At 70.4% G+C, this 20,481-nt stretch carries 18 protein-coding genes; 1 reads left to right on the plus strand and 17 read right to left on the minus strand.

The features are described from left to right. Positions 1-53: 53 nt before the first annotated feature. From pyk to hisI, 11 genes are all read right to left on the minus strand, one after another. Positions 54-1,544: a pyruvate kinase gene (pyk, locus tag ACIQCY_RS12200; RefSeq protein ID WP_400484151.1), complete on the minus strand. Its 1,491-nt coding sequence runs from the start codon at positions 1,542-1,544 to the stop codon at positions 54-56. Positions 1,545-1,592: 48 nt separating this feature from the next. After that, positions 1,593-3,050: a glutamate synthase subunit beta gene (locus ACIQCY_RS12205; RefSeq protein WP_400484152.1), complete on the minus strand. Its 1,458-nt coding sequence runs from the start codon at positions 3,048-3,050 to the stop codon at positions 1,593-1,595. Continuing rightward, on the minus strand, positions 3,043-7,665 hold the full coding sequence (gene gltB, locus ACIQCY_RS12210) for a glutamate synthase large subunit (RefSeq protein ID WP_400484153.1): 4,623 nt from the start codon (positions 7,663-7,665) through the stop codon (positions 3,043-3,045). Before gltB ends, ACIQCY_RS12205 begins: the two co-directional genes overlap by 8 nt. 330 nt (positions 7,666-7,995) lie before the next feature. Next, complete coding sequence (gene lgt / locus ACIQCY_RS12215) at positions 7,996-9,123, minus strand: prolipoprotein diacylglyceryl transferase (RefSeq protein ID WP_400484154.1); 1,128 nt, start codon at positions 9,121-9,123, stop codon at positions 7,996-7,998. Further along, a complete protein-coding gene (trpA, locus tag ACIQCY_RS12220; RefSeq protein WP_400484155.1) occupies positions 9,120-9,953 on the minus strand; it encodes a tryptophan synthase subunit alpha in 834 nt (277 codons plus the stop codon). Before trpA ends, lgt begins: the two co-directional genes overlap by 4 nt. Continuing rightward, a complete protein-coding gene (trpB, locus tag ACIQCY_RS12225; RefSeq protein ID WP_400484197.1) occupies positions 9,950-11,305 on the minus strand; it encodes a tryptophan synthase subunit beta in 1,356 nt (451 codons plus the stop codon). Before trpB ends, trpA begins: the two co-directional genes overlap by 4 nt. Before the next feature lie 154 nt (positions 11,306-11,459). Beyond that, entirely contained in the window at positions 11,460-12,284 is an 825-nt protein-coding gene (gene trpC / locus ACIQCY_RS12230) for an indole-3-glycerol phosphate synthase TrpC (protein ID WP_400484156.1), read from the minus strand. After that, positions 12,285-12,590 carry an HGxxPAAW family protein gene (locus ACIQCY_RS12235; protein WP_400484157.1) on the minus strand — a complete coding sequence of 102 codons (306 nt, stop codon included), beginning with the start codon at positions 12,588-12,590 and terminating at the stop codon, positions 12,285-12,287. A gap of 288 nt (positions 12,591-12,878) precedes the next feature. Then, positions 12,879-13,799, minus strand: a complete 921-nt coding sequence (locus tag ACIQCY_RS12240) for a Trp biosynthesis-associated membrane protein (RefSeq protein WP_400484158.1) — start codon at positions 13,797-13,799, stop codon at positions 12,879-12,881. After that, positions 13,796-15,349, minus strand: coding sequence for an anthranilate synthase component I (locus ACIQCY_RS12245; protein ID WP_400484159.1), 1,554 nt, complete (start codon positions 15,347-15,349; stop codon positions 13,796-13,798). Before ACIQCY_RS12245 ends, ACIQCY_RS12240 begins: the two co-directional genes overlap by 4 nt. Positions 15,350-15,353: 4 nt before the next feature. Further along, the gene (hisI, locus tag ACIQCY_RS12250; RefSeq protein ID WP_400484160.1) at positions 15,354-15,794 is read right to left on the minus strand and encodes a phosphoribosyl-AMP cyclohydrolase; all 441 of its coding nucleotides are present in this window, start codon (positions 15,792-15,794) and stop codon (positions 15,354-15,356) included. An 80-nt stretch (positions 15,795-15,874) separates the two neighbouring features. On the opposite strand from hisI, the gene ACIQCY_RS12255 reads away from it, so the two are divergent. After that, positions 15,875-16,519, plus strand: coding sequence for a TIGR03085 family metal-binding protein (locus ACIQCY_RS12255; RefSeq protein WP_400484161.1), 645 nt, complete (start codon positions 15,875-15,877; stop codon positions 16,517-16,519). Positions 16,520-16,576: 57 nt separating this feature from the next. Here the strand turns inward: ACIQCY_RS12255 and hisF are convergent, their stop codons facing one another. From hisF to ACIQCY_RS12285, 6 genes are all read right to left on the minus strand, one after another. Further along, the gene (gene hisF, locus ACIQCY_RS12260; RefSeq protein WP_400484162.1) at positions 16,577-17,347 is read right to left on the minus strand and encodes an imidazole glycerol phosphate synthase subunit HisF; all 771 of its coding nucleotides are present in this window, start codon (positions 17,345-17,347) and stop codon (positions 16,577-16,579) included. 13 nt (positions 17,348-17,360) lie between these two features. Next, positions 17,361-18,206, minus strand: coding sequence for an ATP phosphoribosyltransferase (hisG, locus tag ACIQCY_RS12265; protein WP_400484163.1), 846 nt, complete (start codon positions 18,204-18,206; stop codon positions 17,361-17,363). Between the two features lie 63 nt (positions 18,207-18,269). After that, positions 18,270-18,533, minus strand: a complete 264-nt coding sequence (locus ACIQCY_RS12270; RefSeq protein ID WP_400484164.1) for a phosphoribosyl-ATP diphosphatase — start codon at positions 18,531-18,533, stop codon at positions 18,270-18,272. A 74-nt stretch (positions 18,534-18,607) separates the two neighbouring features. Continuing rightward, positions 18,608-19,090, minus strand: a complete 483-nt coding sequence (ribH, locus tag ACIQCY_RS12275; RefSeq protein WP_400484165.1) for a 6,7-dimethyl-8-ribityllumazine synthase — start codon at positions 19,088-19,090, stop codon at positions 18,608-18,610. Between the two features lie 45 nt (positions 19,091-19,135). After that, on the minus strand, positions 19,136-19,822 hold the full coding sequence (gene ribB / locus ACIQCY_RS12280) for a 3,4-dihydroxy-2-butanone-4-phosphate synthase (RefSeq protein ID WP_400484166.1): 687 nt from the start codon (positions 19,820-19,822) through the stop codon (positions 19,136-19,138). Then, complete coding sequence (locus tag ACIQCY_RS12285; protein WP_400484167.1) at positions 19,819-20,469, minus strand: riboflavin synthase; 651 nt, start codon at positions 20,467-20,469, stop codon at positions 19,819-19,821. The genes ribB and ACIQCY_RS12285 overlap by 4 nt, the downstream gene beginning before the upstream one ends. Between the last annotated feature and the right edge of the window lie 12 nt (positions 20,470-20,481).

The following is a 20,481-nucleotide window of genomic DNA, read 5'->3' on the forward strand; positions in this document are numbered from 1 at the left end:
ACCCCCACCCGATCGATCGGGTGGGGGTCTTCTGTTTCCCGGAAGCGGTCGGGCTACTTCTTCTTGACGGGCCAGGGGCCCACGTCTTCCTTGATGTAGGACGTGTGGCCGTCGGGCAGCTGCCCGGCGTCCGTGATGTCGCCGACGCGGTGGACCTTGATCGAGTTCGTCGAACCCGCCTGCCCGGGAGGGGAACCGGCGGCGATGACCACGAGGTCGTCGACCTCGACGAGGCCCTGGTCGAAGAGCACGCGGTCCACCTGGGCCGTCATCTGGTCCGTGTGCTCCACGAACTCGACGAGCTTGGGCTGGATGCCCCAGATGAGGGACATGGCGTTCAGCGTCGACTGCACCGGGGTAAAGGCGAACACCGGCTTCTTCGGGCGAAGCCGCGACAGGCGCCGGGCGGAATCGCCGGACTGCGTGAACGTGCAGATGTACTTCGCGTCGAGCTGGTCCGAGATCTCGACGGCGGCACGCGTGATCGCACCGCCGCGGGTCTTCGGCTTGCTGCCGAGCGGCGGAACGCGCTCGAGCCCGTGGCGTTCGGTGGACTCGATGATGTCCGCCATGGTGCGCACGGTCTCGATCGGGTACTTGCCGACGCTGGTCTCGCCCGAGAGCATCACGGCGTCCGCGCCGTCGAGGACCGCATTGGCGCAGTCCGAGGCCTCGGCGCGGGTGGGACGCGGGTTGTCGATCATCGACTCGAGGACCTGCGTGGCCACGATGACCGGCTTGGCCCAGCGGCGGGCGAGCTCGACGGCGCGCTTCTGCACGATCGGGACATCCTGCAGGGGCAGTTCCACGCCGAGGTCTCCACGGGCGACCATGATGGCGTCGAACGCGTCGATGATCTCTTCGAGGGCGTCCACGGCCTGGGGCTTTTCGATCTTCGCGATGACGGGGACGCGGCGGCCTTCCTCGTCCATGATCTCGTGCACGCGCTTCACGTCGCCGGCATCACGCACGAAGGAGAGGGCGACCATGTCGACGCCGATCTGGATGGCCCAGCGGAGGTCCTCCTCGTCCTTGTCGCTGAGGGCGGGGACGTTGACGGCGACGCCGGGCAGGTTGATGCCCTTGTTGTTCGACACCATGCCGCCGACGACGACCTCGGTGGTGACCGACACGTCGTCGACCGCAGTGGCGCGGAGGGAGACCTTGCCGTCGTCGATGAGCAGCATGTCGCCGGCGTTGACGTCCTTGGGCAGTCCCTTGAACGTGGTGGAGCAGATGTCCTGGGTGCCCTCGATGTCCTCGACGGTGATGGTGAAGACATCGCCCGGAGCGAGGGCGTGGGGGCCGTCGGCGAAGCGGCCGAGGCGGATCTTGGGACCCTGCAGGTCGGCGAAGATGCCGACGGGCTTGCCGAGCTCCTCCGACGCGCGGCGCACGTTCTCATAGGTGCTGCTGTGCACGGCGTAGTCGCCGTGGCTCATGTTCATCCGGGCAACGTCGACGCCCGCCTCGAGCACAGCCAGGGTGTTCTCATAGCTGGCGATTGCGGGGCCGAATGTTGCAACGATTTTTGCGCGTCTCATAAACCTAGCCTAGTCGTGTTTGGGTCGAGGGGTTGGTGTGGGGGCCGGTCAGAGGACGGCGATGGAGCGGTCCGTCGGCGCGACGGGCGCGGGCAGCTTGGTGGAGCCCATGAGCCACTTGTCCACCGCGGCAGCGCAGGCGCGGCCCTCGGCGATGGCCCAGACGATGAGCGACTGGCCACGGCCGGCGTCGCCCGCCGAGAACACGCCCGGCGTGTTGGTCATGTAGTAGCCGTCGCGGGCTACGTTCCCTCGCTCGTCGAACTCCGCCTGGACCTGCTCGGTGATCCCGGCCGGCTCGGCACCGGTGAAGCCGAGGGAGAGGAAGACGAGGTCCGCGGGGATCTCGCGCTCCGTGCCTGCCTTCGGCACGCGGCGGCCGTCGACGAACTCCGTCTCCGCGACCTTGATGCCGCGCAGCACCCCGTTGTCCCCGACGAACTCGACGGTGGAGGCCAGGTACCGGCGCTCGCCGCCTTCCTCGTGTGCGCTCGCGATGTCGAAGAGCGTGGGGAAGGTGGGCCAGGGCTGGTCCGGGCGGCGCTCGGTGGACGGCTGCTGCCCGATGGCGAGCGTGGTCACGGACGCGGCCTTCTGCCGGTGCGCCGTGCCGAGGCAATCCGCGCCGGTGTCGCCACCGCCGAGGATCACCACGTGCTTGCCCTCGGCGTGGATCTGGTCCTCGATCGCCTCGCCGGCGACCACGCGGTTGGCCTGCACGAGGTAGTCCATCGCGAAGTGGACACCCGCCAGGTCGCGGCCAGGGATGGAAAGGTCCCTCGGCACCGTGGCGCCCGTGGCGACGACGACGGCGTCGTAGCGTCGCTTGAGCTGGCCCCAGCTGATGTCCTTGCCGACCTCGACGCCGGTGCGGAAGCGCGTGCCCTCGGCCTCCATCTGGTCGAGGCGGCGCTCGAGGTGGATCTTCTCCATCTTGAAGTCCGGGATACCGTACCGGAGCAGCCCGCCGATGCGGTCGTCACGCTCGTAGACCGCGACGGTGTGCCCGGCGCGCGTCAGCTGCTGCGCGGCTGCGAGGCCGGCGGGTCCGGACCCGACGACGGCGATGGTCCGGTCGGTCAGGCGCTCGGGCGGGTGCGGTTCCACCCAGCCCTCGGCGAAGGCCTGGTCCGCGATGGACACCTCGACCTGCTTGATGGTGACGGGCGGCTGGTTGATGCCGAGCACGCACGAGGACTCGCACGGCGCGGGGCAGAGCCGGCCGGTGAACTCCGGGAAGTTGTTCGTCGCGTGGAGCCGCTCGATCGCCTCGCGTCCCTTGTCGCGGAACGTGAGGTCGTTCCACTCGGGGATGAGGTTGCCCAGCGGGCAGCCCTGGTGGCAGAACGGGATGCCACAGTCCATGCAGCGCCCCGCCTGCGACTTCAGGACGCCCTTCTCCTGCGCCTCGTACACTTCCTTCCAGTCCATGATGCGCACCGGGACGGGGCGGCGGGGCTGGGTCTGGCGCTCGCGCACCTTCATGAATCCGCGTGGGTCAGCCACCGGTTACCTCCAGGATCTTGGTCCATGCCTCTTCGCCGTCAGGATCGAGGCCCTGTTCGACGGCGGTGGCGCGGGCGTCCAGTACCGCGGCGTAATCGCGCGGCAGGACCTTCGTGAATCGTTGAACGGTGTCCTCGAAGGACTCCAGCAGGCTCTCGGCGAGGTTCGACTCGGTCTCCTCGACGTGCTGGATCAGCAGTCGCCGCACGATCTCGATGTCCTCTGCGTCGAGGCCGACGAGCAGGAGCTCGCCGTTCTCGAGGCTCTGCTTGTTGACGCGCGCACGGTCGAGGTCCAGCACGTAGGCCGTTCCGCCGGACATGCCGGCACCGAAGTTCCGGCCCGTGCGGCCGAGGATCAGCGCCTGGCCGCCGGTCATGTACTCGCAGCCGTGGTCGCCGATGCCCTCGGCGACCGCCGTGGCACCGGAGTTGCGGACGAGGAACCGCTCCCCCACCTGGCCGCGCAGGAACATCTCGCCGCTCGTGGCACCGTAGCCGATGACGTTGCCCGCGATGACGTTGTGATCCGCGCGGAACACGTTGGCGCGGTCCGGGCGCACGATGATCCGCCCTCCGGACAGTCCCTTGCCCACGTAGTCGTTCGAGTCGCCGAGCAGACGCAGAGTGATCCCGGCGGGCAGGAAGGCGCCGAGCGACTGCCCCGCCTGCCCCGTGAGGGTGACGTCGATGGTGTTGGTCGCGAGGGTGTCCAGCCCGAACGTCCGGGTGACCTCGTGGCCGAGCATGGTCCCCACCGAGCGGTCGGTGTTGACGATGTCCACGGAGATGCGGACCGGTGAGCGGTGCTGCAGCGCGTCGGCGCTCATCTCGATGAGCTTGTTGTCGAAGTGCTGGTCCAGCTCGTGGTTCTGCTGGAGCATGTTGCGCATCGGCTCACCCGAATCGGACTCGTTGCCGCGCAGGATCGGGTCGAGGTCCAGGCCGTCGGCCTTCCAGTGCTCGATCGCCTGGCGGGCGTCGAGCAGCTCGCTGTGGCCGATGGCCTCCTCGAGCGTGCGGAAGCCGAGCTCCGCCAGGATCTCGCGGACCTCCTCGGCGATGAACTCGAAGAAGTTCACCACGAACTCGGGCTTGCCGGTGAACCGGCTGCGCAACTCGGGGTTCTGCGTCGCGACGCCCACGGGGCACGTGTCGAGGTGGCAGACGCGCATCATGATGCAGCCGGAGACCACGAGCGGCGCCGTGGCGAAACCGAACTCCTCGCCGCCCAGCAGGGCTGCGATGACGACGTCGCGCCCGGTCTTGAGCTGGCCGTCCACCTGCACGACGACGCGGTCGCGCAGCCCGTTGAGCATGAGCGTCTGCTGGGTCTCGGCGAGGCCGAGCTCCCACGGGATGCCCGCGTGCTTGAGCGAGTTGAGCGGGCTTGCACCCGTTCCGCCGTCGTGCCCGGACACCAGGACGACGTCGGCCTTGGCCTTCGTGACGCCCGCGGCGACCGTGCCGATGCCGACCTCGGACACCAGCTTCACGTGGACGCGGGCGCTGGGGTTGGACCGCTTGAGGTCGTAGATCAGCTGGGCGAGGTCCTCGATGGAGTAGATGTCATGGTGCGGCGGCGGCGAGATCAGGGCGACGCCCGGGGTGGAGTGCCGGGTGCGGGCGATCCAGGGGTACACCTTCTGGCTCATGAGCTGTCCGCCCTCACCGGGCTTGGCTCCCTGCGCCATCTTGATCTGGATGTCGTCCGCGTTGGTCAGGTAGAGGCTCGTGACGCCGAACCGGCCCGACGCGACCTGCTTGATGGCGGAACGGCGCTCCGGGTCCAGGAGTCGCTCGACGTCCTCGCCGCCTTCGCCGGTGTTCGACTTCGCCCCGAGGCGGTTCATGGCGATGGCCAGCGTCTCGTGGGCCTCCTGCGAGATGGAGCCGTAGCTCATCGCGCCGGTTGAGAAGCGCTTGACGATGGCGGAGACGGGCTCGACCTCGTCGATGCTGATGGCCTCCCGGGCGTCGCCACGGAGCCTGAGCAGCCCGCGGAGCGTCATGAGCTCCCGCGACTGGTCGTCCACGCCCTGCGTGTAGGCCTTGAAGATGTCGTAGCGGCGCTCCCGTGTGGCGTGCTGCAGGCGGAAGACGGTCTCGGGGTTGAAGAGGTGCGGCGGGCCCTCACGGCGCCACTGGTACTCGCCGCCGTTGTCGAGGCCGCGGTGCGGATCCTCGATGCCGTCCTGCGGGTAGGCGCTCTCGTGGCGTGCGGCGGTCTCGGCCGCGACGACGTCGAGGCCGACACCGCCGAGCTGGGTCTGCGTGCCGTGGAAGTATTCGTCCACGAGCTCCTGGGACAGGCCGAGCGCCTCGAAGGTCTGGGCGCCGCAGTAGGAGCTGACCGTCGAGATGCCCATCTTGGACATGATCTTCAGGACGCCCTTGCCGAGGCCCTTGATGAGGTGCGCGACGGCGGCTTCGGCCGTGACGCCGGTGATGTCGCCGTTGCGGACGAGCTCCTCACAGCTCTCCATGGCCAGGTACGGGTTCACGGCGGAGGCACCGTACCCGATGAGCACCGCGACATGGTGGACCTCGCGTACGTCGCCGGCTTCGACGACGAGGGAGGTCTTGGTGCGGTTGGCACTCTTGAGCAGGTGGTGGTGCACGGCACTCGTGAGGAGCAGGGACGGGATGGGAGCCCACTGCGCGTTCGAATCGCGGTCGGACAGCACCACGTACTCGACGCCGCGGTTGAGCGCGCTGGACACCTGCTCGCAGATCTCCGCGAGGCGCGCACGCAGGGCGGCCTCGCCGCCGTCGTGCCGGTAGAGGCCGCGCACGCGGACCGTCAGGCGGTCGCCGTCCTCGGTCTCCAGGTTCGCGATCTTCGCCAGCTCGTCGTTGTTGATGACGGGGAATTTCAGGGCGATCTGCTTGGAGCGCACCTGCCCGGTGGACAGCAGGTTGCCGTCCGGTCCGATGGTGACGCCCATGGAGGTGACGAGTTCCTCGCGGATGGAGTCCAGCGGCGGGTTGGTGACCTGCGCGAAGGACTGCACGAAGTAGTCGAACAGCAGGCGCGGGCGCTTCGAGAGCACCGCGATGGGCGTGTCGGAGCCCATGGCTCCGAGGGGCTCGGCGCCGTTCGTCGCCATCGGACCGAGCAGGATGCGCAGCTCCTCCTGCGTGTAGCCGAAGGTGCGCTGGCGGCGGTTGATGGACGCCTTGGTGTGGATGACGTGCTCGCGCTCCGGGAGGTCCTCGAGCTGGATCAGGTTCTCCTTGACCCACTCGCCCCACGGGTTGGCGGCAGCGACCTCGGCCTTGATCTCCTGATCCTCGATCAGGCGGCCCTCCTCGGTGTCGACGAGGAACATCTTGCCGGGCGAGACGCGGCCCTTGCGCACCACGCGGGAGGGCTCGACGTCGAGCACGCCCACCTCGGAGGCGAGGATGACGAGGCCGTCCTCGGTCACCCAGTAGCGGGCGGGGCGCAGTCCGTTGCGGTCGAGCACGGCACCGACGAGGCGGCCGTCCGTGAAGGACACGGCGGCCGGACCGTCCCAGGGCTCCATGAGCATGGAGTGGTACTGGTAGAACGCGCGCCGGGCGGGATCCATGGTGGCGTGGTTCTCCCATGCCTCCGGGATCATCATCATGATCGAGTGCGTGATCGGGCGGCCCGAGAGCGTCAGCAGCTCGGCCACCTCGTCGAAGGACGCGGAGTCCGAGGCGCCGGGCGTGCAGATGGGGTACAGCTCCTCCGGCGAGTCCCCGAGGAGCGGGTTGGACAGCTGGGACTGCCGGGCACGCATCCAGTTGCGGTTGCCCTTGACCGTGTTGATCTCGCCGTTGTGCGCGATGGTCCGGAACGGCTGGGCCAGCGGCCAGGACGGGAACGTGTTCGTGGAGAAGCGCGAGTGGACGATGCCGAGGCGCGTCTTGAAGCGTTCGTCCGAGAGGTCGGGGTAGAACGGCTCGAGCTGCGCCGTGGTCAGCATGCCCTTGTAGACGATGGTCTTGGAGGACAGCGAGGGGAAGTAGACCCCGTACTTGTTCTGCGCGCGCTTGCGGACCCGGAAGGCCTTCGCGTCGAGGTCCGAGGGGTTGCCGTTCGCCGGCGCCAGGAACAGCTGCACGAAGTGCGGCATGCAGGCGCGCGCCATCGCACCGACGAGGTCGGCGACGACCGGCACCACGCGCCAGCCGAGCACGTCCAGGCCCTCCGACTCGGCGATGGACTCGAGGCCGGCGCGGGCCGTCTCCTCCTCCTTCGCCTCGGACGGGAGGAACGCGGTCCCCACCACGTACGAGCCGGCAGTGGGCAGCGGGAAGTCCACGACAGCACGGAAGAACTCGTCGGGGATCTGGGTGAGCAGGCCTGCGCCGTCACCGGTGCCCTCGTCCGCGCCCACGGCACCGCGGTGCTCGAGGTTGCGGAGCGCGGTCAGTGCGGCATCGACGATGTCGTGTCCGGGTTCACCGCGAAGGGTGGCGATGACGGCGAGGCCGCACGCATCCTTCTCGTTCTCGGGGTTGTAGAGGCCGGTCGCCTCCGGTAGGGAGGCGAAACGCGTGAAGGGCGACTCCACGGCCTCGGCCGCGGACGATGTGGTTCCCGGGTGTGTCCCGGTCGACTTTCCTGGCGTCAAAGCAGTCATAGAAAGGATCCTTCCCCCATGATGGAGCGTCGGGAGGGGACAGCCTTGGCCCCGCGGGCACCGCTGTCTGGAAGCGGGCACCGTGTGTGTATCTCGTTCACACCGCCTCTGCCGGCGCTGCCCGGCGCTGTTGGCGGGCAATCGTTGCAGTTCTCCTGCGCCGGTCGGGGGCGGTGTCGGTGCAGGCTCGGAAGGTGATCCGGCCATCGCACCAGGGGTCCACAACTGTGTGGTGTTGCGTCCTTTAGGGGCGGTGGCCCGGGGACTGCTGTCGGGGAACCGAATCCCGCGGCTCCGCTCTCGCGGGGTCCCGGGAACGCGAATCGTTACTCAGGAGCCGTTTGTTTCGGAAAGATTACCACGATCGTTCCGCGCTCCCTGACCCTTGTCCACGGTGTGGCTACCTGTGGCTGAAGCGTTACCGGACAGGCTCCGCTCCGGGTCGTCACCCTGTCCGTCCGACGCCGGTTCCGCAGCCGCCGGAGAGGCCGGCGGGGCGTCCTCCGCTCCCCCTGGCTTCCCGCCGTCGACGGCCCCGTCGGCCGTGTCGGCGTCGTGTGCGGCGTCGTGTGCGGAGTCGCCCTGCGGTTCCCGACCGGGCAGGTAGACGGACGGCGCGTCGACCGGACGGCGCCTGACCGTGAGGAACACGAGGATGGCGAGGGACACGAGGAAGACGGCGATGCTCGTCCATACGTTGAGGCGCTGGGTCGCACCGAAGAGCGTGACCATCTCGGCGTCGTCGATGCGCAGCGTCTCGATCCAGACACGTCCGAGCGTGTAGTAGGCGGCGTAGAGCCAGAACATGCGCCCGCCGCGGAGGCGGAACCTCCTGGCGAGCAGGAGCAGCAGTGCGACGCCCGCGAGGTTCCAGAGGAGCTCGTAGAGGAACGTCGGGTGGAAGAGTGTGCCCGGCTCCTGGTCGACCGGGAAATTCGCGTTGTCCGCGTCGATCTCGAGGCCCCACGGAAGCGTGGTGGGTGCGCCGAAGAGCTCCTGGTTGAACCAGTTGCCCAACCGGCCGACGGCCTGTGCGAGGAGGACGCCGGGGGCAGCGGCATCGGCGAACGCCGAGAGCTTCACCCCGGCCCGGCGCGCACCGATCCACGCTCCGACGGCGCCGAGCGCGATGGCGCCCCAGATACCGAGGCCGCCCTGCCAGATCTGCGGGATCCGGGCCAGGTCACCCTCGGGGCCGAAGTAGGCGTCCGGGGAGGAGACCACGTGGTACAGCCGCCCGCCGATGATGCCGAAAGGGATGGCCCAGATGGCGATGTCCCAGACGGCGTCGGCATGCCCACCGAAGGAGACGAACCGCTTCTGCGTGAGGATCAGCGCGAGGATGATGCCCGCCAGGATGCACAGCGCGTAGGCGTGGATGGTCACCGGGCCGAGGCCGAAGCTCGCCCACTCGGCGGGCGGGCTGGGAATCGATGCCGCGAGGGTCCCGCCGATCACGCCGAGGCCTTCGGGGTACCCGTACTCAGCTCGCGCGTCAGCTCTGCGACGGCGTCGACTCCGCCGTCGCGCAGTGCGGCGACCAGCGCCGTACCCACGATCACGCCGTCGGCGTAGGCGCCGATCTCGCGCACCTGGGCGGACGAGGAGACGCCGAGGCCTACGCAGACGCGCTCGGCACCCGCGTGGTGCGCGGCGTCGACCACGGCCCGTGCTGCCGCACCGACGGATGTCCGCGCACCGGTCACGCCCATGACGGACACCGCGTAGACGAAGCCCCTGCTCGCGTCGACGGTGTTCTGCATGCGCTGCGGCGACGTCGAGGGAGCCACGAGGAAGACGCGGTCGAGGCCGAGTTCCTCGGAGGCCTCGAGCCATTCGGCCGCCTCGTCGGGGATGAGGTCCGGCGTGATGAGCCCGGCACCACCCGCTGCGGCGAGGCGTCCGGCGAACTCCCGGACGCCCATCCGCATGACGGGGTTCCAGTACGTCATGACGAGGACGGCGGCATCGGTCTTGCTGGTGATGCCCTCGACGACGTCGAAGATCTGCGGCACGGTGAAGCCCTTGGCCAGCGCCTCGACGGTCGCTTCCTGGATGACGTGGCCGTCCATGACGGGATCCGAATAGGGGATGCCGATCTCGATGAGGTCCATGCCGTTCTCGGCCATGGCGATCCCGGCCTCGATGGTGGTCCGGACGTCGGGGAAGCCCGCGGGAAGGTAGCCGATGAGGGCCGCCCGTCCTTCGCGGCGCGCCTTCTCGATGGCGGCGGCCGCCTTCGAGCCGGCGGCGATGTGCGCGGGACGATCGGTGGGATGCGTGGTCACAGCTGTTCACCCTCCTGGGCGATTTCCTGCTCGGCGCTGTCGTCCGGAAGCAGGTCGAAGTAGCCCGCGGCGGTTGCCACGTCCTTGTCGCCGCGGCCCGAGAGGTTCACGACGACGATCTTGTCCGACGCCTGCTCCCCCGGTCCGAGGTCGGCCGCGAGTCGCCGGCCCACCTTCATGGCACCCGCGAGGGCGTGGGCGGTCTCGATGGCGGGGATGATGCCCTCGGTGCGGCTCAGGAGCTTGAACGCCTCCATGGCCTCCGCATCGGTGATCGGCTCGTAGTGTGCCCGCCCGATGTCGGCCAGGTAGGCGTGCTCGGGTCCGACGCCCGGATAGTCGAGGCCCGCCGAGATGGAATGGGACTCCATCGTTTGCCCGTCCTCGTCCTGCATCAGGTAGGAACGCGCGCCGTGCAGCACTCCTGGCCGGCCCAGGGTGATCGTGGCCGCGTGGCGGCCGGTCTCGACGCCGTCGCCGCCCGCTTCGAATCCGTAGAGCGCCACCTCGCGATCGTCGAGGAACCCGTGGAACATGCCGATCGCGTTGGAGCCCCCGCCCACGCAGGCGCAGACGGCGTCGGGCAGCCGACCGGCCTGCTCGAGGATCTGCTCGCGGGCCTCCTCGCCGATGACCTCGTGGAAGTACCGGACCATGGACGGGAACGGGTGGGCGCCGGCCGCGGTGCCGAGGAGGTAGTGCGTGGTCCCGACGTTCGCCACCCAGTCACGCAGCGCCTCGTTGATGGCGTCCTTGAGCGTCTGGGAGCCGTTGGTCACGGGGATGACGGTCGCCCCGAGCAGTTGCATGCGTGCCACGTTGAGGGCCTGGCGTCGCGTGTCCTCGGCGCCCATGTAGACGACGCACTCGAGGCCGAGCAGGGCTGCGGCGGTCGCACTCGCGACGCCGTGCTGGCCGGCACCGGTCTCGGCGATCACGCGGGTCTTGCCCATGCGCTTGGCGATCAGGGCCTGCCCGAGCACGTTGTTGATCTTGTGGGACCCCGTGTGGTTCAGGTCCTCGCGCTTGAGGAAGACACGCACGCCGCCGCACTGCTCGGCGAAACGCTGTGCCTCGGTGAGGAGGGACGGCCGCCCGGCGTAGTTCCTGTTCAGCTCGGCGACCTGCGCCGTGAACTCGGGGTCGGCCTTGGCCTTGTCGAACGTGTCCTGCAGTTCGTCGAGGGCGGCGATCAGCGATTCGGGCATCCACCGGCCGCCGTACGAGCCGAAGTAGGGACCGGGGGCGTGGCGGAGGCTCTGGTCGTGGCTGAGGAAGGCCTCCGCCGTCCCGGCGTCGATGGCGTCCGCTGCTCCGGCATCCGCGCCGGGGAGGCCCGTGTCCTGGTGCATATCAGTCATGACTTCAGCATTCCTGTCCTGTTGGTCCTGTCCCGGCGGCGGTGCCGCCCGGGTCCCTGGCGGACCGGCGGTGGCCGGTCCGTTTCCTGCTCACTGTGCTCCCCGTCCCTTCGGACGGGAGTCCCCGCTCCGGCTGCCGCGGCTGTCAGGCGTCGGCTGCGTCCACGGCCCGCCAGGCCTCACTGCCGGCCTGCCGGAACGCACCGATCGTCGATGCGGGATCGCTGTGCCGCACGAGCGCCTCCCCCACCAGGACGGCGTGCGCGCCACTGCCTGCGTAATCGGCGACGTCGTCGACGTCGCGTACTCCCGATTCGGCGATGACGACCGTGCCGGACGGGATGAGGTGCGCCAACCCGCCGAAGACGCTCCTGTCGATATCGAGGGTCTTCAGGTTGCGGACGTTCACGCCGATCATCGTCGCTTCGGCGGCGACGGCGCGCCGCACCTCCTCGGCGGTGTGGGTCTCCACGATCGCGCTCATCCCGAGCCGGTGCGTGAGGGCGAGGAACGAGCGCAGCTCCTCGTCGGTGAGGGCCGCGACGATCAGGAGCACGACGTCGGCACCGTGGGCCCGCGCCTCCCAGATCTGGTACTCGTCCACCGTGAAGTCCTTGCGGAGCACCGGGAGGGCCACGGCGGCACGCACGGCATCGAGGTCGGCGAGCGACCCGCCGAAGCGCCGTTCCTCGGTCAGCACGGAGATGACGGCTGCACCGCCCTCTTCGTAGGATGCGGCGAGGGCCGCGGGGTCGGCGATATCGGCGAGGGCACCCTTGGACGGGCTGCTCCGCTTGACCTCGGCGATGACCGCCAGCGCGCCGCCCTGCCCGCTACCGAGCGCTTCGAAGGCATCCACGGGCGCGGGTGCCGCGAGGGCTGCGGCCCGCACGTCCTCGAGGGGAAGCGCACGTCGGCGCTCCGCGAGGTCCTCGCGGACGCCCTCGATGATGTCGTCGAGGACGGTCATCTAGTGGCCGTTGTTCTTGAGCTTCGATCCACCCACGCCGTAGCCGATCCTGCGCAGGATGAAGCCGACGATGAGGCCGACGAACATGATCCCGATACCCACCCAGAACAGCAGCGTCCCGAAGTCATGGTTGCCTTCGGTGCTCGCGAGGATGTAGGCGAAGGAGGCCAGGGCCGCACCGGCCAGCATGATCAGCACGCACGTCCATGCGGCGGGGCTGTTGCCGTGACCGATCGTCTCGTCGCCCATCTGGGCGTGGTTCGCCGGGGTGTTGCGGGTAGCGGAGCTGCGGGTCTCGGATGCCATGGGAAATCTCCTTCGAACGGGTCTGGTTCCATTCTGCCATTGATGGGGCGGCCCGGCCGAACGCCTGCGGGCACGGCAGGGCCGGCGGAACCACGGCCACGGGGTGCGCCGGAACGGACGTCGGCGGGTGGGGACGGGCGTCAGGGCCTCGGGATCTGCGTCGGCGGGGCGGGACCCGCGTCAGCGCGTCGGGATCTGCGTCGGCGGGTGGGGACGCGCGTCAGCGCCTCGGGATCTGCGTCGGCGGGTCGGGACACGCGTCAGCACGTCGGCAGGTGGGGACGCGCGTCAGCGCGTCGGGTCGTTGCCGCGCGAGAGCTGGTCCCAGCTGTCGATCTCGTCGGCGTGGGCGCTCGCCCGGCTCCGGCTCCGTCCCGGTCCCGCGGTATCGGGCTCGTCGGAGCCGACGGAGTGACCGGTGCCGTCGGATGGAGCGCCGGCGGATGGAGCGCCGGCGGACGACGCGTCGCCGGACCCCGTGTCCCCCGACCCTGCGCCGCCGGCGCCGGTCGGACCGGTCGCGGTGGCGCCGGTCGGGCCGGTCGCGGTGGCGCCGCCGGGCACTCTGTCCGAGGCATCCGGCCGGACCGGATCCCCGTCCCCTTCCGGAACGACGCCGGGAGCCACATCACCGGTCGACGGAGCCGGCGCTCCGGGTTGGAGGCTCCCGGGCTCGGACCGGGCGCCCCGGGACGCGCCGGCGTCGTAGCGCCTGTTCACTCCCCAGGTCCGGCCGGCAAGGACCACCCAGGCCGCGGCGAGGACCAGCAGGGCCCCGGCTGCGACCGCGAGCCAGGGCATGGCGCTTGCCGTCGCATCGGCTCCGGCCAGGCCGCTGACGCCGATGGCCGCACCGATCGCGGGCTCGGCGGCGGCGGCGGGATCCAGTGCCACCGAGGCGCTGGACAGGGCGATCCCGATGCCGGAGAGCACGAGGATGCCGGCGATGACCCAGCGGGCCACGCGTCCCGCGATCGAGACGGCGAGGGCGGCGGCCAGCGCGACGAGCGCGAACGCCGTCACGGGTGTCGCCGCGTCGCTGCCGGGAACGCGGAGGTCCGGGGTCTGGACGGCTTCCTGGGGCAGGCGCACGGTGAGCCACGTCTGCGTCGTCGACCCGAAGGCGAGCAGCGCCAGGACCACGATCCCCATCACCACGATGCCGCGGCGGGTGAACCGGCCGGGAGCGGGACGCCCGGTCGTGCTCACTGGGAGTCCGCCGTCGCGGGCCGCAGCCCGGCCGCCGTCAGGGCCGCCCGGAGGGGAGCCGCCGCCTTGTTGACCGTCTCGAGGGCCTCCGCCTCGAGGACCGAATCGGCGACGATCCCTCCGCCGGACTGCACGTAGGCCCTGCCGTCCCGCAGCAGCGCCGACCGGATGGCGATGGCCATGTCCATGTCCCCGGCGAAGTCCAGGTAGCCGACCACGCCGCCGTAGATGCCGCGCCGGTGCGGCTCCACCTCGTCGATGAGGCGTAGTGCGCGGGGCTTCGGCGCACCCGAGAGCGTGCCGGCGGGGAAGGTCGCCGCAAGGACGTCGTAGGCGCTCTTCGAGGGCGAGAGCCGGCCGACCACGGTGGACACGAGGTGCATGATGTGGCTGAACTTCTCCACTTCCATGAACTGGGTGACGTCGACGCTGCCCGGGGTGCAGACCTTCGACAGGTCGTTCCGCGCGAGGTCGACGAGCATGAGGTGCTCCGCCTTCTCCTTCGTGTCCGCGCGGAGCTCGACGGCGAGGTCGCGGTCCTCCTCGGTGGTCCTGCCGCGCGGACGCGAACCCGCGATCGGATGCGTGATGACCTCGTCCCCCGTGACGGTGACGAGCGCTTCCGGGGAACTCCCCACGATCGAGTAGGCCCGGCCCTCGGCGTCCTCGAGGCTGAACAGGTACATGTAGGGGCTCGGGTTCGTGGTGCGCAGGATGCGGTAGACATCGAGCGCGGAGGCGTCGCACTCGATCTCGAAGCGCCGGCTGATGACCACCTGGAAGACGTCGCCGTCGACGATGGCCCGCTTGCCGCGCTCGATGGCCCGCAGGTAGTCGGGCTCGAACCAGGACTCCCGGACCCGGTCCATCGACTCCTCGGCGGTCGGCGCGTCCTCGGCCATCACCGAGACGGCGAGTTCCGTCGGAGCGACGAGCTTCGCGAGCATCGCCCGGACGCGCGCGACGGCGTCGTGCCAGGCCTCGTCGACGCGCTCGTCGGTGCCGTCGAAGTTGATGGCGTTGGCGACCAGCGTGAGCGAGCCCTCGGAGTTGTCGTGGATGGCGAGGTCCGAGACGAGGCACATCGCGAGTTCGGGCAGGAACAGGTCGTCCTCGGGCGGGCTCGTGAGCCGCTCCCAGTGGCGCACCGCTTCCCAGCCGACGAAACCGACCATGCCGGAGGTGAACGGCGGGAGCTCCTCGAACCGTTCGGTCCGCAGCGCCTCGACCGTGAGGCGCAGCGCCTCGACCGGGTCTCCGCCCGAGGGTACGCCGGCGGGCGGTTCGCCCAGCCAGAAGGCCTCGCCGTCCCGGGTGGTGAGCGTGGCGCGCGAGGAGGAGCCGATGAAGGAATAGCGCGACCAGACGCCGCCGACGGCGGCGGACTCCATGAGGAAGGTCCCGGGCTCTCCCGCCGCGAGCTTGCGGTAGATGCCGATCGGCGTGTGCGCGTCCGCGAGGACTTTCAGGTGCACGGGAACCACGCGGCGGGCCTTGGCCAGGTCGCGGAACTCCTCCAGGGTGGGGCGAATTGTACCCAGCTGCTGCATCGGGTCAGGATCCTTCGGGGTGGGGACGGCCGGCGGTCACGGCGGGCAGCGCCCGTCCGTCGAAGCATGTTCGCGTGCCGGTGTGGCACGCGGCACCCTCCTGGTCCACGGTGACGAGCAGCGCGTCGCCGTCGCAGTCGAGGGCCACGCCCCTGACCCACTGGCGGTGGCCGGAGGTGTCCCCCTTGCGCCAGTACTCGGCACGCGACCGCGAGTAGAAGGTCACACGCCCGCTGGTCAGCGTGCGCCGGAGGGCCTCCTCGTCCATCCAGCCGAGCATCAGGACCTCGCGCGTGTCGTACTGCTGCACGACGGCGGCGACCAGGCCGGCGTCGTCCTTCTTGAGGGTCGCGGCGATGGCCGGATCGAGGAGCGGACCGGCTTCCCCGGGGACGCCGTCGGCGGAGGTCTCGGGAGTGTTCTGGGAGGACGTGGTGGAAGGCATCACCTGTGATTCTAGTGCGGTCCGCGGCGGGGCGCGGCGCGCCTGCCCCGCCCGCGCGCGACATGCTACTTTCAGCTGTGATGCACTACGTAGCCCCGTCCCGCGAGGTCCTGGCCGAGACGCTCCTGGCAGCCGGTCCCGACGCCCCCACTTTGTGTGAGGGGTGGCTGACCCGCGACCTCGCCGCGCACCTCTACCTGCGCGAGCACAGGCCCGCGCTCGGGCTCGGGATGGTCGTGAAGAAGCTCGCAGCGGTCACCGAGCGCGCCACGCGGGAGACAGCGGAGCGCGCCGCGTCCCCGGCCGGGTACGAGGCCCTGGTCAACCGCTTCCTGGCCGGGCCGCCGCCGTTCTCGCCGATGCGCATCAGTTCGATCGACAAGAGCGCCAACCTCATCGAGTACTTCGTCCACACCGAGGACGTCCGCCGCGCCACCACGCGCTGGGCACCCAGGTCCCTCGACGAGGACTACGCCGGAGCGCTCTGGGAAGAACTCGTCAAGCGTGCGGCGATCCTCTACCGCGGCGTGGACCTCGGCATCGTGCTGGTGCGGCCCGACGGTCCGCGGCACGTCGCCAGGCGCGCACCGGTCTCCGTGGCGATCGTGGGCGATCCGGGCGAACTGCTGATGCACGCCCACGGGCGCCGCCGGCAGGCCCTGGTCACCTTCGAGGGCCAGCCCGACGCCGTCGCCCTGCTCGAGAGCGCCGACGTCGGCATCTGAGCGGGCAGCGCACCTACCCGGCCTCCCGTGGAGGACCGGTCTCCTGCGGCGGAGCCCTCAGCGGACGGGGAAGCCCGCGTCCCGGATGGCGGTCTTCACCTGTGCGATGGCGTCCACCGGCCCGAAGTGGAAGACCGAGGCCGCGAGCACCGCATCGGCACCGGCCTGCACGGCCGGCGGGAAGTGCTCCGGCCTGCCCGCTCCGCCCGAGGCGATGAGCGGCACGCCCACGGCGGCACGCACGGCGCGGATGAGTTCGAGGTCGAAGCCCTCCTTGGTCCCGTCCGCATCGATGGAGTTGAGCAGGATCTCGCCCACGCCCCGGTCCGCGGCCTCCCTGGCCCAGGCGACGGCGTCGATCCCGGTGCCCTTGCGGCCACCGTACGTGGTCACCTCGAAGCCGGACGGCGTGGCGGCGTCCCGCGTGCGGCGTGCGTCGAGGGAGAGGACGAGGACCTGGGCACCGAAGTGCCGCGTGATCTCGTCGATCACGGACGGGCGGGCGACGGCAGCCGTGTTGATGGACGCCTTGTCCGCGCCGTACCGGAGGAGGCGGTCGACGTCGGAGATCTCCCGCACGCCCCCGCCCACGGTCAGCGGGATGAAGACCTCCTCCGCGGTCCGGGCGACGACGTCGAAGGTCGTCTCCCGGTTCCCGGACGACGCGGTGACGTCGAGGAAGGTCAGTTCGTCCGCTCCCGCGCGGTCGTAGCGGTGCGCGAGTTCCACCGGGTCCCCGGCGTCGCGCAGGTCCTCGAAGTTGACGCCCTTGACGACGCGCCCGGCGTCGACGTCCAGGCATGGGATGACGCGGATGGCGACGGTCATGGCTGCCCCTCCCCTAGATCCGGCAGGCGTGGATGGTGCTGACGAGGATGGCGCGCGCACCGAGTTCGTACAGCTCGTCCATGATGCGGTTGGTCTGGTTGCGCTTGACCATGGAGCGCACGGCCACCCAGTCGGAGTCGCGCAGCGGCGAGACGGTCGGGGACTCCAGGCCCGGCGTCAGGGCCGCGGCCTCGTCGACGAGGTCCTTCCGGATGTCGTAGTCCATCATCACGTACTGGCGTGCCACGAGGACACCCTGGAGGCGCCGCAGCAGGACGTCGAGCCCGGCCGGGGCCTCGACGCCGGCCCGGCCGATCAGCACGGCCTCGCTCCGGAGGATGGGTTCGCCGAAGATCTCCATGCCCGCGGCGCGCAGCGTATTGCCGGTCTCGACGACATCGGCGATGGCGTCGGCGACACCGAGGCGTACCGAGGATTCGACGGCGCCGTCGAGCCGGACCACGGCGGCCGTGATGCCCCGCTCGGCGAGGTAGTCCTTGAGGAGTCCCTCGTAGCTGGTGGCCAGGCGCTTGCCCTCGAGCTGCTCCGGCGAGGAGAAATCGCCCACCGGCCCGGCGAACCGGAAGGTGGACGCGCCGAAGCCGAGCTGCATGAGCTCCACGGCCTCGACCTGCGCGTCGAGGAAGAGGTCGCGTCCGGTGAGGCCGACGTCGAGGGTTCCCGACCCCACGTACACCGCGATGTCACGGGGTCGGAGGAAGAAGAACTCGATCTCGTTCTCGGGATCGACCAGGACGAGCTCGCGGGAGTCGCGGCGCTGGCGGTAGCCGGCCTCGGCGAGCATGGACGAGGCGGCCTCGGAGAGGGCGCCCTTGTTGGGGACTGCTACACGGAGCATGGAATGTCTTTCGCTGGAGGAGGGAAGGGCAAGCAGGAGCCGCGGGCGGATGCGCCGGCGCGGCTACAGATGCTTGTAGACGTCCTCCAGGCGAAGTCCCTTGGCCAGCATGAGCACCTGCAGGTGGTAGAGCAGCTGCGAGATCTCCTCGGCCGCATCCTCGGTGGACTCGTACTCGGCGGCCATCCAGACCTCGGCGGCCTCCTCGACGACCTTCTTGCCGATGCCGTGCACGCCGGAATCGAGCTCCGCTACCGTCCGCGAGCCCGCCGGCCGTTCGGCGGCCTTCGCGCTGAGTTCCTCGAACAGGGAATCAAAGGTTTTCACATCCCCTAGGCTATCGGCTCGCGGGCCTGCCCCGGCACCGGGGCCCCGTCCTGTGACGGACGCCTCCGCGGCCATCAGGCCCAGGACCGCAGGACGGCCGCGGTCGCCAGGGCCGCGGAGACGGCCTCGTGTCCCTTGTCCTCCGAGGAGCCGGGCAGTCCGGCGCGGTCGAGCCCCTGCTGCTCCGTGTCGCAGGTCAGCACGCCGAAGCCGACCGGCACGCCCGTGCGCACGCTGACGTCGGTGAGTCCCGACGTCGCCGCCTGGCAGACGTACTCGAAGTGCGGCGTGCCTCCCCGGATGACGACGCCGAGGGCGGCGACGGCGTCGACGTGCGGCGCGATGCGTGCTGCGGCGACGGGCAGTTCGAAGCTGCCCGGGACGCGGATCTCCGTGACGTCCGCTCCCGCCTCGGCCGCGGCGCGGCGTGCGCCGTCGAGCAGGCCGTCCATGATCTCGGTGTGCCAGCTGGCGGCGATGATCGCGAGGCGCAGGGGCGCGCCCTCCTGGCCTGTCAGTCCGCTGATGTCGATGCTGGGTGCTCCGTGGCCGCTCATGGTTCTCCTTCGGTGGTGTTTCGTGGGATGGGTGGTCGGGCGCCGTCAGGCGCCGGCGGGGTCCGTCCGGAGGACGCGCTCGCGCGCTTCGTCCTCCTGCCGGGCGTCGCGTCCGCGGACGAAGGCGACGAGGTCCTCGATCGAGACGAGCGGTATGCGGTGCTCGTCGGCGAAGCGGCGCAGCGCGGGCAGGCGCATCATGTCGCCGTCGTCGTGCACCAGTTCGGCGATGACGGCTGCGGGGCCCTTGCCTGCGAGGACGCTCAGCTCGACTCCCGCCTCCGTGTGTCCCGGGCGCTCGCGGACGCCGCCGGGAGCCGCGCGCAGCGGGAAGACGTGCCCCGGCCGCGTGAGGTCCACGGGCACGCTCGACCGATCGGCGAGGACCCTGGCGGTGCGGGCCCGGTCCGCGGCACTGATACCCGTGCTGACGCCCGCCGCCGCATCGCAGGACACCGTGTAGGCCGTGCCCTTGGAGTCCTCGTTCACGGCGGTCATCGGCGGGAGGAGGAGGCGGTCGGCGTCCTCGGCGCGCATCGGCACGCAGAGGACACCGGAGGTCCAGCGGACCGTCCAGCCGACCAGCTCCGGCGTCGCGTCCTCGGCGGCGAAGACGATGTCTCCCTCGTTCTCGCGGTCCTCGTCATCGACGACGACGACGGCGCGGCCGGCGGAGATCGCGGCGATCGCGTCGGTGACCGGGTCGAGCCGGATCACCTCGGTCCCCGTCACTGCGCTCCCCCGTCGACGGCGGCCCGGGCGTCCGCGGCGGCGAACCCGAGGAGGCGTTCGGCGTACTTGGCGAGGACGTCCATCTCGAGGTTGACCGGATCGCCCAGGGCCTTGGCGCCGAGGCCGGTCTCCTTGAGGGTGGTCGGGATGAGTCCCACCTCGAACCACTGCTCCGGTTCGTCGGGTGCGCTGACGGCCGTGACGGTCAGCGAGACCCCGTCGATCGCCACGGAGCCCTTCTCCGCGGCGTAGCGTCCCAGTCTGGCAGGCAGCCCGAAGCGGAGCCTGTGCCACGCACCGAGGTCCTCGCGCTCGAGGAGTACGCCGATGCCGTCCACGTGCCCCTGCACCACGTGGCCGTCGAGGCGTCCGCCCGCGGGCACGCACCGCTCGAGGTTGACGGGGGCGCCGGGCTGCAGCGCGCCCGTGGTGGTGCGGCGGAGGGTCTCACCCATGACATCGACGCCGACACGCCCGGAGTCGAGCGTGACGGCCGTCAGGCACACGCCGTTGACGGCGATCGAAGCACCGGGCGTGAGGTCCCTCCCGGTCTCCGGCGCTTCGAAGACGAGCAGGCCGCTCTCGCCGTCCGCCGTGAGCTCGAGTGAGACCACGCTGCCCTGCTCGGACACGATTCCTGTGAACACTGGTACTTCCTT

It is taken from the genome of Arthrobacter sp. NPDC092385, assembly GCF_044755105.1.
Lineage (GTDB): Bacteria > Actinomycetota > Actinomycetes > Actinomycetales > Micrococcaceae > Arthrobacter_D.